General features: G+C 40.9%; 13 protein-coding genes and 1 tRNA gene. 6 read left to right on the plus strand and 8 right to left on the minus strand.

Annotated features, from left to right (window positions below):
- Nucleotides 1-77: 77 nt before the first annotated feature.
- Nucleotides 78-1,235: a homogentisate 1,2-dioxygenase gene (locus ACSLUF_RS02895; RefSeq protein ID WP_435624633.1), complete on the minus strand. Its 1,158-nt coding sequence runs from the start codon at nt 1,233-1,235 to the stop codon at nt 78-80.
- 70 nt (nt 1,236-1,305) lie between these two features.
- Complete coding sequence (gene hppD / locus ACSLUF_RS02900; RefSeq protein WP_435624634.1) at nt 1,306-2,439, minus strand: 4-hydroxyphenylpyruvate dioxygenase; 1,134 nt, start codon at nt 2,437-2,439, stop codon at nt 1,306-1,308.
- Nucleotides 2,440-2,541: 102 nt separating this feature from the next.
- Between hppD and ACSLUF_RS02905 the strand changes: the two genes are divergently transcribed.
- Both ACSLUF_RS02905 and ACSLUF_RS02910 read left to right on the plus strand, forming a co-directional pair.
- Complete coding sequence (locus ACSLUF_RS02905) at nt 2,542-2,988, plus strand: MarR family winged helix-turn-helix transcriptional regulator (protein WP_435624635.1); 447 nt, start codon at nt 2,542-2,544, stop codon at nt 2,986-2,988.
- Between the two features lie 158 nt (nt 2,989-3,146).
- Nucleotides 3,147-3,314 carry a hypothetical protein gene (locus tag ACSLUF_RS02910; protein WP_435624636.1) on the plus strand — a complete coding sequence of 56 codons (168 nt, stop codon included), beginning with the start codon at nt 3,147-3,149 and terminating at the stop codon, nt 3,312-3,314.
- A gap of 44 nt (nt 3,315-3,358) precedes the next feature.
- Here ACSLUF_RS02910 and ACSLUF_RS02915 read toward each other — a convergent pair whose 3' ends face one another.
- On the minus strand, nt 3,359-3,814 hold the full coding sequence (locus ACSLUF_RS02915) for a nuclear transport factor 2 family protein (RefSeq protein ID WP_435624637.1): 456 nt from the start codon (nt 3,812-3,814) through the stop codon (nt 3,359-3,361).
- Between the two features lie 11 nt (nt 3,815-3,825).
- Complete coding sequence (gene polA / locus ACSLUF_RS02920) at nt 3,826-6,660, minus strand: DNA polymerase I (protein ID WP_435624638.1); 2,835 nt, start codon at nt 6,658-6,660, stop codon at nt 3,826-3,828.
- Between the two features lie 168 nt (nt 6,661-6,828).
- Between polA and ACSLUF_RS02925 the strand changes: the two genes are divergently transcribed.
- Both ACSLUF_RS02925 and ACSLUF_RS02930 read left to right on the plus strand, forming a co-directional pair.
- Nucleotides 6,829-8,064, plus strand: a complete 1,236-nt coding sequence (locus tag ACSLUF_RS02925; RefSeq protein WP_435624639.1) for a metallophosphoesterase — start codon at nt 6,829-6,831, stop codon at nt 8,062-8,064.
- A 91-nt stretch (nt 8,065-8,155) separates the two neighbouring features.
- Nucleotides 8,156-8,452: a thioredoxin family protein gene (locus ACSLUF_RS02930; protein ID WP_106144559.1), complete on the plus strand. Its 297-nt coding sequence runs from the start codon at nt 8,156-8,158 to the stop codon at nt 8,450-8,452.
- 52 nt (nt 8,453-8,504) lie between these two features.
- On the opposite strand, the gene ACSLUF_RS02935 is transcribed toward ACSLUF_RS02930, so the two are convergent.
- Both ACSLUF_RS02935 and ACSLUF_RS02940 read right to left on the minus strand, forming a co-directional pair.
- The gene (locus ACSLUF_RS02935) at nt 8,505-9,149 is read right to left on the minus strand and encodes a peroxiredoxin-like family protein (RefSeq protein ID WP_435624640.1); all 645 of its coding nucleotides are present in this window, start codon (nt 9,147-9,149) and stop codon (nt 8,505-8,507) included.
- Between the two features lie 95 nt (nt 9,150-9,244).
- On the minus strand, nt 9,245-12,577 hold the full coding sequence (locus ACSLUF_RS02940) for a glycosyltransferase family 117 protein (protein WP_435624641.1): 3,333 nt from the start codon (nt 12,575-12,577) through the stop codon (nt 9,245-9,247).
- 168 nt (nt 12,578-12,745) lie between these two features.
- On the opposite strand from ACSLUF_RS02940, the gene ACSLUF_RS02945 reads away from it, so the two are divergent.
- A tRNA-Gln gene (locus ACSLUF_RS02945) sits at nt 12,746-12,817 on the plus strand.
- A 66-nt stretch (nt 12,818-12,883) separates the two neighbouring features.
- On the opposite strand, the gene ACSLUF_RS02950 is transcribed toward ACSLUF_RS02945, so the two are convergent.
- A complete protein-coding gene (locus ACSLUF_RS02950; protein ID WP_435624642.1) occupies nt 12,884-14,374 on the minus strand; it encodes a CRTAC1 family protein in 1,491 nt (496 codons plus the stop codon).
- A gap of 203 nt (nt 14,375-14,577) precedes the next feature.
- Here ACSLUF_RS02950 and ACSLUF_RS02955 point away from each other — a divergent pair, with 203 nt between their 5' ends.
- Nucleotides 14,578-15,354 (plus strand): hypothetical protein, encoded by a 777-nt coding sequence (locus tag ACSLUF_RS02955; protein WP_435624643.1) that lies wholly within the window; start codon nt 14,578-14,580, stop codon nt 15,352-15,354.
- Nucleotides 15,355-15,357: 3 nt separating this feature from the next.
- Here the strand turns inward: ACSLUF_RS02955 and ACSLUF_RS02960 are convergent, their stop codons facing one another.
- Complete coding sequence (locus ACSLUF_RS02960) at nt 15,358-16,233, minus strand: phosphatase PAP2 family protein (protein WP_435624644.1); 876 nt, start codon at nt 16,231-16,233, stop codon at nt 15,358-15,360.
- Nucleotides 16,234-16,283 lie beyond the last annotated feature (50 nt).

The raw sequence follows: 16,283 nt of genomic DNA on the forward strand, positions 1-16,283 counted from the left end.
TGAGCAAGGCGATTGAGAAATCTAACATTGAGATTTCTCTCTAGCGTTCGAAAAGACAGTGGTTTTTTTTAGGCTTTTTATTCAATCCAAGATTGATAATATTGGCCATCATCTATTTTTAGAGCATTCTCTGTAACCTGTAACGGTTTAAAAGTATCAATCATAACGGCTAATTCTTCTGTACCCTTTTTGCCAATACTTCCCTCATAGGTGCCTGGATGCGGGCCGTGTGGAATTCCAGCCGGATGCAAGGAAATATAACCGGGCCCAATACCTTTTCTACTCATAAAATCGCCATCAACATAATACAACACTTCATCAGAATCAATGTTAGAGTGATTGTAAGGTGCTGGTATTGCTTTCGGATGGTAATCGTATAAACGAGGGCAGAACGAACAAATCACAAACGCCCCGGTTTCAAAAGTCTGATGCACCGGAGGTGGTTGGTGCACTCGACCTGTAATAGGTTCAAAATTATGAATTGAAAAACCATACGGGAAATTGTAACCGTCCCATCCAACAACATCAAAAGGATGTGTTGCATATACCAAACTGTGCAACATGCCCTGTTTTTTGATTTTCATTAGAAACTCTCCGGTTTCGTCATGACTCACCAAATTCTGCGGTAGTTTATAGTCTCGTTCACAGAATGGAGAATGTTCCAACAATTGCCCAAACCAATTTCTATAACGTTTTGGCGTATAAATGGGGTGGAACGATTCTGCATATAAAATCCGGTTGTCCTCGGTATCAAATTCTATTTGATAAATCATACCTCTTGGAATGATGAGGTAGTCTCCGTATTCAAATGGAATATCACCCAAAAAGGTCTTTAAAGTTCCTGTGCCTTTATGGATAAAAAGCATTTCATCAGCATCCGCATTCTTATAAAAGTAAGAGGTCAATGATTTCTTCGGAGCCGCCAAACCTACGTGTACATCACTGTTTACTAAAAGCGGTTCACGCGCTTCTAGAAAATCGTCCTTGGGTTGCACATCAAAACCGATAAGCTTTCTGGACGTGATGTTCTTTTCCACCGCAATTTTTGGACTAACATCCAATGGTTGCCCTACTTCTTTGACTTGAGTAGGGCGGTGGATGTGATATAAAAGGGATGACATCCCATCAAAACCAATGGTGCCGAACAATTGCTCGTAATATAAACTGCCATCCGGTTTTTCAAATTGGGTATGTCGCTTCTGCGGAATTTTTCCGAGTTTATGATAAATAGGCATTTCTTTTCAAGTTATTCAGTTATGAGTGCAGAATAAAATTTATAACTCTGAACTCAACACTCTAATATTATTAATGTAAAGTACCTCGAAGCTCTTGTTCGCGTTCAATTGCTTCGAACAATGCCTTAAAGTTACCTTTTCCAAAGGATTGTGCCCCCTTTCTTTGAATGATTTCAAAGAACATGGTCGGTCTTGGCTCCACCGGACGGGTAAAAATTTGTAAAAGATAGCCTTCATCATCGCGATCTACCAAAATTCCAAGCTCTTTCAATGGAGCAATATCCTCATCAATTTTACCTACCCTATCGGTTACCGCTTCATAATAGGTATCAGGTACGCGTAGGAATTCAACTCCGCGACTTCTTAAATCCTTTACAGTGGTAATAATATCATCGGTAGCCACGGCAATGTGCTGCACACCTTCTCCTTCGTAGAAATCCAAATACTCTTCCACTTGGGATTTCTTTTTGCCTTCGGCAGGTTCGTTGATTGGAAATTTGATACGTCCGTTACCGTTGCTCATCACCTTACTCATCAAGGCTGTGTATTCTGTGGAAATATCGTTGTCATCAAATGAAAGGATATTCACAAAGCCCATGACTTTCTCATAGAATTCAACCCAATGGTTCATTTTGTTCCACCCAACATTGCCTACCATGTGGTCTACAAATTTTAAGCCAACAGGTTTTGGGTTGTAATACGGGGTCTCCCACTTCACAAAACCAGGAAGGAACGTGCCATGGTAATCTTTTCGCTCCACAAAAATGTGAACTGTTTCCCCATAAGTATAAATACCAGCACGGACTACTTTACCATCTTTGTCCTCTTCGGTCACGGGCTCCATGTATGATTTTGCTCCCCGAGCAATGGCCGTTTCATACGCATAGGTAGCATCATCTACCCACAAGGCAACCACCTTAACACCATCACCATGGTTGTCAATATGTTGTCCAATTTCAGTACCACTCTTGAGAGGGGAGGTAAGAATCAAGCGAATTTTATCCTGAATTACCACATAACTTTCCCGGTCTTTTAGCCCCGTTTCAAGCCCAGCGTAGGCATAGGACTGAAAACCAAATGCGGTTTTATAGAAATGGGCGGCTTGTTTGGAATTACCCACATAAAGTTCTATGTAATCTGTACCGTTGATAGGCATGAAGTCTTTAGCCTCATCATGAATTTTTGGAATTGTAGAAGTTTCCATAGTGTGCGTTTTATTGTTGTGATATAATTATTGTTGTTAGTGCAACAAAAATACATATTTTTGCATTACTACAGTATATTCGTAAGTAAAATTCAAGTTAAAATGCTTAATCAAATAGATAAAATATCAGGAATAGGATTACACTTGGATTTAGTACTACGGAAAGTTCAAGATGCATATCTAAGAACCTTTGAAGATTTGGGTGTGGATATGACCATTGAGCAGTGGGTTGTTCTGCATCGGATATATGAATTGGGGGATGAGGCATCGCAAAGGGAAATTGTACGTACCAACTTTCGCAATCGCGCTACAACCTCTCGAATTATAGGCCGATTGGAAGGAAAGGATTGGATTACCAAGACCCGATTTGAAGGTGACCAAAAACGTTTCAAACTGGAACTTACGCAAAAGGGTAGGGAAATCATCAATTTGGTGCTTCCTTATGCGGTTAACCTTCGAAAACAGGCCATAGCAAATCTGGATGTGGTTGAATTTGAAACCTTTTTAAAGGTTTTGGACCAAATCGGAGAAAATTATACTTCCAAATAAGCTATTTTATCTGCTCTCCTGTGTCATTTTATCTGAAGAAAATCCTAAAATGGACCTTTTGGGGTAATTTAGCATAGAAATAGGGTAATATTGTTGTTTTGGTGTGGTAAGCATTGGGGGAATTTTGCGACTCATTTGTCTTAAAACAAAACAGAAGCATGAAAAAGTTGAAACATTATCCTACGGTTTGGCAAGCCTATCCGTTTTCTATGGACATGTTTGCCCACTTTGAAGCAGATGCCAAGAGGGCTTCTGAAAGAAGTGAAACTAAAAGAGAAGTTAAAAAGGCTAGAAAACCAAGATTAAAATTGGCTTTCGGCTGGTAAGTAAAACCCAATAAAAAAGAAAAGGCGCTCATCGAGCGCCTTTTTTATTTGATTTTGCCATCATGAAAACCAGCTCTTTTCCAAGTGCCGTTTTCATAAACCCAAAGATTGGTAATTCGATATTGGTTTTGTTTGGTTCCCAAACTGTCTTTCGTCACCACTGTAACCTTTCCAGTAACTATGGCAGAATTTTCATGGTACTCAATCTTGGTTTCATCCAATGCATAATCCAAAACTTCAATTTCTCCCGATTCAAGACGTTTGTTCCTTTTTTCCAAGTAACCGAACCAATCTGTTTTTCCGATAACTGGGGAACTGCTATTGGTGTGCAAGTAATTTGAAGTGGTCATGGAATCCAAAACGGCCAAATCACCCTCCGAAAACGCTGTGTTGAATGTTTCTATGGATGTTAGAAGTGCATCCCGGTCAACGGAACTTTTGGGTTCACAGCCCAACAGGCAAATGATGATTAAAAATGGAATTGATTGATGAATTTTCATAAGAGTGGATTTTAATGCGCCTCAAGCCAATTCTCTCCGATGCCTACTTCCACATCCAAAGGCACGGCCATGGTGTAGGCGTTTTCCATTTCGGTCTTGATTAGGGTCTTCATTTCTTCCAGTTCCGGTTTGTAGCAATCAAAAACCAATTCATCATGCACTTGAAGCAACATTTTGGTTTTGTAGTTTCCTTCGGAAAGTTTCTTATGGATATTGATCATAGCTATCTTGATGATATCCGCGGCACTACCTTGGATAGGGGCGTTGACCGCATTCCGCTCCGCCGCTCCACGAACTACCTGATTCCCAGCATTGATATCCTTTAAATAGCGTCGTCTGCCCAAAACCGTTTGTACGTAACCATTGTCCCGCGCAAAGTCTACCTGCTCGCTCATGTAATTACGCAATTTGGGATAGGTCTTATAATAGGTATCAATAAGTTCCTTGGCTTCGGAACGACTTAAATCGGTTTGATTGCTCAATCCAAAGGCCGAAACTCCATAAATGATTCCGAAATTGACTGTTTTGGCATTGCTACGCTGTTCACGGGTTACCTCTTCGATGGGTACACTAAAAACCCGAGAAGCCGTTGAAGCGTGGATGTCCTCCCCATTTTTAAAGGCGGAAATCATGGTATCTTCTTCACTTAAGGCAGCAATGATTCGTAATTCAATCTGAGAGTAATCTGCAGCTAGTAAAACATAATTTTCATCTCGGGGAACAAAAGCTTTTCGCACTTGACGACCACGTTCGGTTCTAATGGGAATGTTTTGAAGATTGGGATTGTTACTACTAAGTCTACCAGTTGCGGCAACTGTTTGCATATAATCGGTATGAACACGCCCACTATGCTTTTGTACTTCATTAGGTAGTGCATCCACATACGTACTTTTCAATTTAGAGAGTCCCCTAAAATCCAAGACATTTTGGATAATCTCATGGTCTTTCGCCAAGTAGGACAAAACCTCTTCTGAAGTGGAAAACTGACCTGTTTTTGTTTTTTTGGGCTTGTCCACTAATTTCATTTTCCCAAAAAGGATTTCACCTAATTGCTTTGGAGAAGCAATATTGAAGTGCTCACCGGCTTGCTCGTAGATTTTACTTTCCAAATTTTTTATGTCAGTATCCAATTCGGTAGACAAGCCATTAAGGTAAGCTTCATCCAAATTGATGCCCTCACTTTCCATATCCGCTAATACCCGAAGCAAAGGCACTTCAATTTCTTTGAAAAGCGTATCTGTTTTCGCTGCTGAAAGTTCCGGTCTAAAATGTTGGGCCAATTGATACGTAATATCCGCATCTTCGGTGGCATATTCGGTTTGCCTTTCCAAAGAAACCTGTCTCATGCTCAACTGGTTTTTTCCTTTTTTTCCAATGAGTTCGGTAATAGAAATGGGAGTGTAGTTGAGGTAAGTTTCCGAAAGTACGTCCATATTGTGCCGCATATCTGGATTGATGAGATAATGTGCCAACATGGTGTCGAATAACTGTCCTTTTACCTGTACGTCATAGTTCTGCATCACTTTGATGTCATACTTTAAATTTTGTCCCACCTTTTCGATGTTTTCGGATTCAAAAAATGGACGCAGCGTTTCAACTACCGACTGTGCGGTTTCCCGGTCCTCAGGAACAGGAACATAAAACCCTTTTCCAGCTTCCCAGCTGAAAGCGATTCCGACCAACTCAGCCTCCAATGGGTTTATGGAAGTGGTTTCCGTATCGAAACAGACGGATGTTTGAGTCATCAATTTTTCCAAAAAGAGGGTCAAACCAAGTCCATTTTCTATTGTCTGGTAGAAATGAGATACATCCTTGACCGTTTTTCTGCTATTGACATCTTTTATGGTTGCTGCAGCTTCAGCAGGGTCCCCTCCAAATAAGGTGAATTGTCCACTGCCTGCAACTTTTGCTTCTTGTTTTGCAGTTTCCGTGCTGCTTACTTGAGCTCCTGAATCTGCCTCACCTGAAAATATTTTGATAAACTGTTCTTTGAGTCTTCGGAACTCTAATTCTTCAAAAATCTCCTGCACTTTTTCACTGTCTGGAGGACACATTTCAAAGTCCTTCGCATCAAAGGTTACATCGCAATCCGTTTTGATTTCAGCCAGTTTTCGTGAAAGACGACCCAACTCAGCGTTGTCTTCCACTTTCTCCTTCATTTTACCTTTGAGCTGGTCAGTGTTGGCCAGTAGCCCCTCCATTGAACCAAAATCTGCAAGAAATTTCTTGGCGGTCTTATCACCAACCCCGGGAAGCCCCGGAATATTATCACTGGCATCACCCATCATTCCCAAGTAATCGATAACCTGTTCCGGTCTTTCCACACCGAAGCGTTTTTGTACCTCCGGGATACCCCATATTTCAATGCCATTGCCCATTCTAGCAGGGCGGTACATAAAAATGTTTTCAGAGACCAATTGACCAAAATCCTTATCCGGGGTAACCATAAAGGTTTTGTACCCTTCTTTTTCGGCTTGCTTCGCTAGTGTTCCGATAAGGTCATCCGCCTCATAACCCTCCAATTCAACAACCGGAATTTTGAGGGCATTCAAGATGGACTGAATGTAAGGAACCGCAATTTTAATGGCTTCAGGTGTTTCGTCTCTATTGGCCTTGTATTCTTCGAAGAGCTCAGTTCTCTCCACACTTCCTCCCTTATCAAAAGCAACAGCCAAATGGTCCGGATTTTCGCGTTTGATCACATCAAAAAGGGAATTTACAAACCCCATTATGGCACTGGTGTCCATTCCTTTGGAATTGATTCTTGGGTTTTTTATCAGCGCATAATATCCCCTAAAAATCAAAGCGTAGGCATCCAGTAAAAAAAGACGTTTTTGGTCAGACATTGTTGTATAAATTGAAGAGAATCAAAGCTACAAATTAATGAGAAATGAAACGGAAGGTTTTGGGTAACAAAAGAAGCTATCTTTCGTCTAATTGAATACTTGGGTTAAAAACTTCTAAAGATTGAAGTTCCCCAACCTTAAAAAAATACCTTTGCAAAAAAAATCAACATGCCACGCTTTTTGATTGTCCTTTCCATTATTTACATCGTTGCGGCCATTTATGGGTTTCAAGGTTTTAAAACCCTATTCAAGAACGTTTGGTTGCATTGGGCGTATGGTTTGTTGTTCTTGGGAGCTCTGGTCAATTTAATTGTTCGGGTGCTCAATTATACACCTGGTGATGGGATTAGAGGGCAAATAGCAAATGCCGGTGGCATTTTCGTTTCCTTTTTGCTTTTAGGACTGGTATTGGGAGTGGTTCTCCTGCTCGAGGATATCATTCGTCTTTTCGTCTATGGATATAATAAAATGACCGTCCTTTCAGATAACCAGACTGACTTTTTCCCTGCGCGAAGAAAATTTGTTAGCATCATTGGCCTAGGAATTGCGGCGCTGCCCTTTGGTGCTCTGCTCTACGGCATGTACAAAGGGAAGTACAACTACCAAGTATTGAAATATGCCTTAGAGTTTGAGGACTTACCGGATGCTTTTGATGGGTATCAGATTACCCAAATTTCTGATGTGCATAGTGGCAGTTTTGATGACCGTGAAAAAGTGGCCTATGGTATCGATTTGATAAACAAACAACAAAGTGATGTTATACTATTTACTGGTGACATGGTAAATGACAAGGCAAAGGAAATGGAACCTTGGGCTGAACTTTTTGGAACACTAAAGGCGAAGGATGGTAAATTTTCAATATTGGGCAACCATGATTATGGTGATTACACCGGATGGCCTTCTGCTGAAGCGAAAGCTCAAAATCTTGAGGATTTAAAAAACCTTCAGAAAAAGATGGGCTTTGACCTGCTGTTGAATGAAAATCGCTATTTAGAGAAGGATGGTAGTAAAATTGCCCTAGTAGGTGTGGAAAACTGGGGTGCAGGTGGATTCAAAAAAGCGGGAGATCTTCATAAGGCCGCTGAAGGAATTCAGGAAAAGGACTTCAAGATTCTAATGAGCCATGACCCATCGCATTGGGAACAACAAGTTATTCAAGACAAGTATCACTATCACCTAACCTTAAGTGGTCATACGCATGGTATGCAATTCGGAATTGAAATTCCCGGTTGGGTCAAATGGAGCCCAGTTAAATGGCGCTATAAGTACTGGGCGGGAATCTATGAAGAAATGGGGCAGTTTATCAATGTGAACAGAGGATTTGGTTTCATTGGGTATCCTGGGAGGTTCGGAATTTGGCCAGAGATTTCAGTGATTACCCTCAAAAAGAAATCTTTAACGTGAATTTAACGCGGCTGTAATCCTTGTATAGCTTGGGTTCGATATAATTTTAACAAATTTTCTTACTTTTGGTTAAGAAACCCAACGTGCGCTTATGTCCAAATTTGGTGAACTTATCGATTTAAACATTCCCGTACTGCTTGACTTTTATGCGGAATGGAATGAACCTTCTACCTCCATGCACCCTGTTCTTCGGGATGTTGCAGCTGCATTGGGAGATAAGGGCAAGGTTATCAAGATTGACGTTGATAAAAACAAGGAGCTTTCCCAAGCACTTCGTATCAAAGGACTTCCAACCTTAATGATTTACAAAAAAGGTGAGATGGTCTGGAGGCAAAGTGGGGAGCAAGATGCCAATACCCTTATAGGCATACTCAACGAATACACCTAAAAAAGACCTGCAACTTACAGGCAGGCCTTTATTCTTTCAACTCTTTAAATCTTTAAAGACCTTTTAGAAATTCCAAAATCTCTTTGGGGTCTAGTCTCTGTGTATAATCTTCTGGAACAAAATCATAAACAACGGTCTTGTTTTTGTCAATCACATAGGTCGCCGGCATAGGAAGTTCATAGTTATTGTTGCCATTATGTTGATTTACATGAAGTCCGAAGGAATGATATACGTCTCTTAAATCCTCGGGCATTTCAAAGGCAAGATTCAATGTTTTGGCATATTGATTGTCGATATCACTCAAGATTTTGAATTGCAATTCATTCTTTTCCGAAGTTGTTGAAGAATTGTCCGGAGTCTCTGGTGATATGGCCACTAGGTCAGCACCCAAGTTTTTAAAGTCTGATGAGAATTGCTGTAGTGCACGAAGTTCCATATTACAATAAGGACACCACCCACCGCGATAAAAGGAAATAATAAGGTACTTATCCTGAAGGACATCATTCAGGGTGACCTCATTTTGGTTTTCATCTGGAAGTTTGAAGTCAGGTAAAATATCTCCGGTTTGTACAGCTTTTTCGGAAAGCTTGGCATCCAATAATTCCTTGGTGCTATGCTGCATTACCCGATATTTATCTTGTGGGATTACCTTGGCTGAGTTCTCCCTTCTTTGTGTAAGCTCTTCTGTAAGTGTCATCACTAAATTGTATTTATTATTTAGCGATATAGTCGGAGCATAAGCCCGGAGCTTTCCATTTAACAGAAGATTATGCTAATCAAGAAAAAGTTCCGCTACTGTACTGAGTCAGGTATAGAATCTACGGTATTTATGCTGTCCAGAGGTATGGAATCCACCATGTCGGGGTCAACAATGGGTTCCTCAAAGAAATCCTCTTCATCATCCCCAACAAACTGGGAAAATTTGTCAATAAAGGAATTGAAAGTAACCGTTTCTTTTTCTGCATACTCCCTGTCTTCATTTTCAATTAGGATATCAATGTTGCGACGATACGCCTGCATGTCTGAAAGGATATCATCCAACTTTTCGTATTGCTCGTCCAAAGGAGCGCTGGCATAATAATCTAAACGCTCTTGGTATACCTTTCGCAACTTCTCATAAAGTTCTCTGGCTTTTTCTGTCTCACCTACTTTGTAATACCCATCCAAGAAAGGTTCAACAAAGGCATAAAAACCAAAAAATTCAAAAGGAAGATTGGTCATGGTAATATCGATAACATCCTTTGCCTTTTCTATTTTGTTCTCCGCAATAAGCGTTTCGGTGAGTCGGGCTAGATTGCTTCTAAACGAAAGCCCCTGGGAACGCGTTTGGGGGTCATGATAAATTTCTGTGCTACCAGAATTGCCCCAATCCCAATTTTTGACAATATCATACATTAAATCACTGTCTATTCGACCCATTTCAAAACTATTACGACTTTCCGTTCGAATAGGAACAAGTTTGTAGACCAAACCGTCCAATTGCAGGTAATCTTTCATCCAGATATATTCTGCTTTGTCGAAACTTCCCCCTGAAAAGTAGATAGGCCTTTTCCAATCATTGTTGGCAATAAGGTCCAACATCAAAATTCTATTTTTGGGAAGTGCGCTTTGAGGAAGGTCTATATCAATATAATCCACAATCTGATCGGCATCTTCCTGTTTGACTAGACCACTTTCCAAGACATTTTGTTTGTTAACAGGAACCCTGATTTTGTTAGTGGGATAATAAACAATATCCAGCGTTCCTTCAGAATATTGGCTGAGGTCAGCCCCTTGCTTTTCAAAAAGGTATTTCAATTTGGTTTGGGGTTTATCGCTGCCAACCCAATTGATAAAATCCTTGATGTTCCATCTATTGTCGGTGATTGCTTGGTGATAAATGGCATCCCGTGCACCGTAATGGTATTTATCATGGGTCAACTGGGACGGAATGGGTTCACTTTCATATGCTTGGCGCTTCATTTGGTCTATATACCAATCTGTGGCAAAGAGACTGGTGTTCACAATTCGAACATCAGTTCTGTATCCCTCAATTTCTTGGGCATACCACAAAGGGAAGGTGTCGTTATCCCCAATGGTAAACAAAATGGCTCCAGCATCCTCTTGACAGGAATCTAGATACGCTTTGGCTGCAGACTGAGCAGTATATCTATTGGACCGGTCGTGGTCATCCCAATTTTGGAAGCCCATGAGCAGGGGAACCGCCAATAAGCAAAGTGTAGTAATTACCGGGGCAGCTATTTTGGCTGAAAGTAGCTTTCTAAACTCATCAAACAATCCATATACCCCAAGACCTATCCAAATGCAAAATATAAAGAAGGAACCTACCAAAGAATAATCCCGTTCCCTGGGTTGAAAAATGTAAGGGTTGGTGTAGAATTGAATGGCCAATCCGGTAAACATGAAAAAGACAAAGAGTACCCAAAATTGTTTGGGGTCTCGTGAAATCTGAAAAACAATTCCGATGATACCAAGAATCAAAGGGAGGAAGAAATAGGTGTTTCTCGCTTTGTTGTTTTTCCAATCGCTAGGCAGATTCTTTTGACTGCCCAAACGGACACTGTCCATAAAACCAATGCCACTTAACCAGTTTCCATTGCCATCATAACGACCTTGCACATCATTTTGGCGACCTACAAAGTTCCACATAAAATAGCGCATATACATGTAGCCAAACTGAAACTCAAACAGATATTGTATGTTCTGCCATAGGGTAGGGGGTTCCACTTCAATGTACTCGCTAAAATCCCGTAAAAAGCGTATGTATTGGTCCGTATCCAGTTCACCTTGGGCGTGTGCTGCTTTAAATTGAGCCACGGCTTCGCGCAGTTCGTTGTTTGAAATATATTCGGACTTTATTCTAAAATCCAAGACGTCGAAATAGCGCATGTAGTTTTCTGCGTGTTGGTCACTCCATAGTCTGGGCAAAAGGCCAACATGCTTTGCATTGGGACCTTGTAGGGCATTTTTATAATTATTTACAATTACATATTTGCCCAATTTTTCATCTTTTTCATACTTGGGTCGGTCATCTATATCTTCTCCAGCCGGTGCGAAAGTATCTGAATAATAAGCTCCATAGAACGGACTTTCTACTCCTGGATACTGCTCTCGATTGTAATACGCCAGAAGAGAACGTGCATCTGATGGATCATTTTCATTTACCACCGTATCAGCATTGGCTCGAATCGGGAGCATCAACCAAGACGAGAAGCCCAGAATTAAGAACATAATACAAAGTACGATGGTGTTACCCATGTAAAATTGATTCCTTCTTGTATATCGCAATCCAAAGTAGAAGGCTGCTATAAACAGAATACCCATGATTATCGTTCCTGAATTGAAGGGCAACCCAATCGTATTGATAAAGAAAACCTCGCTCCAGCCAAATAGCTTGAGCACATAGGTCAGGGAGAATTTATATACCAATATCAATAGCGTAATCACTACGATATTGGCCAAAAGAAAATTCTTTACCGTTGTGGTTTTGTATTTTTTGAAATAATAGAGCAATCCGATGGAAGGAATGGCCAGGAAGCCCATAAACTGTATTCCGAAAGTGAAGCCAACCAAAAAGCAGATGAGCAATAACCATTTGTTTCCTCTTTTATCATCCAAATTGTCGGTCCATTTTAGGCCCAACCACAGCAGCAAAGCCATAATAAAACTGGCCATGGCATATACCTCAGTTTCCACTGCGTTGAACCAAAAACTATCTGAAAAAGTAAAAGTAAGGGCACCAACCAATCCGCTTCCAAATACAGCAATAGCTTTGCTATTGGTCAGTGGTTTTTTCTTCACTACCATTTTCCGAGTCAGATTAGTGATAATCCAAAATGTAAAAAGCACGGCAAAAGCACTTGAAACGATGGATACAGAATTGACCATCAACGCAATTTTTGAAGTGTCACCAAAGGCAAACATGGCAAAAAAGGCACCTATCATTTGCAATAATGGAGCTCCAGGAGGGTGTCCCACCTGTAATTTGGCGGAGGTGGTTATGTATTCCCCAGCATCCCAAAAACTTCCAGTGGGCTCAACGGTTAGGGCATAGACGATAAATGCTATAGTAAAAGACACCCATCCTAAAAGGGTGTCCCATTTTTTGAAGTCTTTTGCAAACATAAAGTTGGTGTTTACCAAGTTGGGGCGAATTTAGTAAATCTCCCACAGACCCTTGGCTGTTTTTGGAAAAGCTTTAACATGAAACATGACCAGAATTATGAGGGAATCTTTCCAAAATATTTGCCCAACAAAAACTTTGTTTTAAATTTGCACGCTCAAAAGTGGTATTGGCCTATGGTGTAATTGGCAACACTACTGGTTTTGGTCCAGTCATTCTAGGTTCGAGTCCTAGTAGGCCAACAAGAATTCGCAAAACTCCCTTAAGCAAGGGAGTTTTTCTTTTCAGATAGAATTCTGCTGTACCCTCTAATTACTAGGTTCCAAGGAACCTGACTCCATGGCCATAAAATGCACATTGATTTTGGGATTTGGATGCACATCAACATGCCCTGAAGGCCATTCAATTTTTAATGAATCGATTTTAGAGGACTTATCGAGTCCAAAATGGAGTTCGTAATCATTCTGACTAGCGTAACCCGTAACAGGATACATCCAACGGTACTGCACTTTTTCACTAAGAAATAGGGAAACCTTGGTTCCAATCCCGAAACGATTACTTTTTGTTCCCACCAATCGCATACTTATCCAATTTTTGCCTTTGGTTGTGTTTTTATAAAATCGGTTCACTTGGTCTGAGCTGCCCCAATTGGCCACAAAAATATCCAGGTCGCCATCCCGGTCAAAATCGGCATGGGCTGCACCAGCAGAGGTGTCCGCATGTTTTAGTAAATGCCCGCTAAAGTCTTGTTCAAAGGTGCCATCGCCTTTATTCAAGTAGAAAAAATTGAACATTTCAGGTCGATAGGTACCGTTGGCCACATAAAGGTCCAAATCACCGTCATTGTCATAGTCACCCCAAGAGTGCCCTTTGGAGGCACCCCCTGTTTGATGGGATACCGGACCTTCCTTTACCGGGTTTAAATTTCCAAGCCCATCATTATTGTAAAGAAAGTTTTTTTTATCAAAATTGGCTAAAAACAGGTCCAAATCCCCATCGTCATCATAATCGGCCCAAGAAACACCGTAGGAATACCCAACGTCTTGAACAAAATGCCCCTTTACCACTTTTTGGAACTCCCAATTACCTAGATTTTTATAGTAGTTATTGGCTGCCTGGGCATTGGCAATATAAAACTCAGGTAGCGCATCTCCATTGGCATCTCCACATGCGCAGGCACGCGCGCGACCTGTACCTTCTGATAGGACATGTTCCTCCAAAAAAAGAAAATTACCACCGCCCAAGTTTTCGTAAACCCGATTGGGGCCCTTTCCAGAAGCCACGATGAATACATCCAAATCCCCATCCCCTTCGATATCGGCCCAACAAGCCATGGAGGCGCGGATACCTTCTTCGGTTAAGGGATGATTTGTAATCTGGGTGAATCCTAAATTGTCGATGTTGTTAAATAGAAAGTTGGGTTCATCATCCCGACCTACTACATAAAGGTCTAAGTCTCCGTCGTTGTCGTAATCTACCCAATTGGCCCCTTGGGCACTTCCGCCATGTCTCACCAATTCGGAAAACACTTTAACGTCAAAACCACCCTCTGTCATTTTTTTGAATGTGCCGTCCCCATTGTTCCGATAAAGTGCGTTCCATTGTCCGCTAGAGTTGCACACATATAGGTCAGGGTCTCCATCTCCATCAAAATCACCCCATGCAATGCCACGCGAAAGACCACCGTCAGTAGCAATTCTACCTTCGGTAATTTCTTCAAAAATAGGAATAGACTTAATGAATCTTGTTTCTTCGGATTTTTCGGCACAGCCTGTAAAGAATATAACAATACAGAGCACGAGCAATAGGTTTTGGCTAGGTAACATAATTAAATCGTTTATTGCTTATAAGCGAATATAATATTATTCAACCCTCAGGTTTTACAAGGTTTTGTTAATTTTAAAATGAATCGATGGGTTATATGATAGCGCTTAGGAATTTTTTGATGGTTTTTGCATTTTGTTTGACCTTGAACGGTTTTGCTCAAAGTATAAACCCTAAAATGAAAAAGTGGGGAGAAGGCATGGGAATGACCAATGTTGAAAGTGTAGTTTTTGATGCTCAAAACAACTGTTTGTATGTCTCTAATGGTGAAAATTTTGCACCAGGGACAAAGGGATATATTTCAAAGTTTAATAAGAATGGTGAGTTGGAACAACTCAAATGGGTGGAAAGTTTAAGTCGGCCTACGGGAATGGCCATAAAGAATGGTCAACTCTGGGTCGCCGATGTAAATCAACTTAAGGTAATCGATATTTCAAGTGGCAAGGTGATCAAAAAATATCCCGAACCTATTGAAAATTCAGGATTAAATGACGTGGCCATCAACCCAAGAGGCGAAGTTTATGTCACCGCTTCTTTTGTGCATGCCGTATTCAAGGTTGAAGGAGATACCCTTAAGTTATGGTTGCAAGATGAGAAAGCACTCCAATGGGCCAATGGAATATTTGCTACAAATCAACAGGTTTGGGTTGGCGGGACGTTACTTTCTTCAATTAATATAGAAACCAAAGAAATTCGTGAAATAACATCAAACCCACCAATACAAGATATTGATGGGCTTTGGCCGGATGGTCAAGATGGTTATTTGATTAGTACTGTTGAAGGTTCATCCCTGTGGCATCTAGACGCAAAAGGAAAATCAAAATTGCTTCATCAAGGTGGTGATTATTTGGGAGACCTTCAATATGTTCCAGAGTATGCTTCTATTTGTATACCTCGTGGCAATCATAAAGAGAAACGATACTACCTAGCAGTTTTCGAGCTGGAAGGATTCTAAAATTCACCTCCATTCCCCTTTGGCTCGCTTTAAATCTGCCTGGAATTCTGAATTTTCCCACATGGCTACAAGCATGCTGTGTGCCAACACTCTTGCTGCCTCCTCATCGCTTGGGTAGTGAATTCCCATAATTTCACGTGATTCACCTACCTCATAAGCTAACTCCAAAAATTCGGCCCTTTTCGCTGGAATCAATTCACTCCAAGTGAATGCCTGGATATAGGCCCAAAGGGTATGTCCGCTGGCAAAAGAAGGGGAGGAAACCCGAGCCAGAGGCTGCAAATACGGTTCTAAATGATAGGGTCGAGCCCGTAATAAATGATACTTTACGGTAAACTCCATAATTCGCATATCCTTGGTGACTCCCTGCAACAATTTGGCAGTATGTGGGTAATTTTCTGGAGTACATTCATCACCCATTACCGTTCTTCCTTCATAAAAAAGATGATTCATGTTTTCCTCATATCGATTATGATTTTTGAGCACTGCCGCATGGGGCCAATATCCAATGGGTGCCAAAAAGTTTTTGGAACGATCTACTTGTTCAGGACTTCGTTTTTTTTGCCACTCTAAAAGAAAATCCAATTCAGCTCGGGTTTGGTCTGAAGAATTAGCGGGATATTGAACACTCTGTTTGAGACTTTCTACTTGAAGTGGAGATAGGTAAGCCGGACTGACCATAGTATAGATTAAACTACCACTGCTATACTCCGAAGGAGGGAAGCTAATTTTGTCCAAAGCCGCACGTTCTGGGTTAGGTTTGGAACTTAATTTTTGCAAACTTTTATAGTGAGCTTTTACGGGTTCTAAGGGAGTAATTTGGCCCAAACTTGAGCTTAGGGTCAACAAGGCGAAAAAGAGTACTGTTTTTTGGATCATGACATTCGTTTTTAGTTATAAATCGTTAATAAGCGATAAACGAATTTAAT

Source organism: Flagellimonas sp. (assembly GCF_965601775.1).
Lineage (GTDB): Bacteria > Bacteroidota > Bacteroidia > Flavobacteriales > Flavobacteriaceae > Flagellimonas.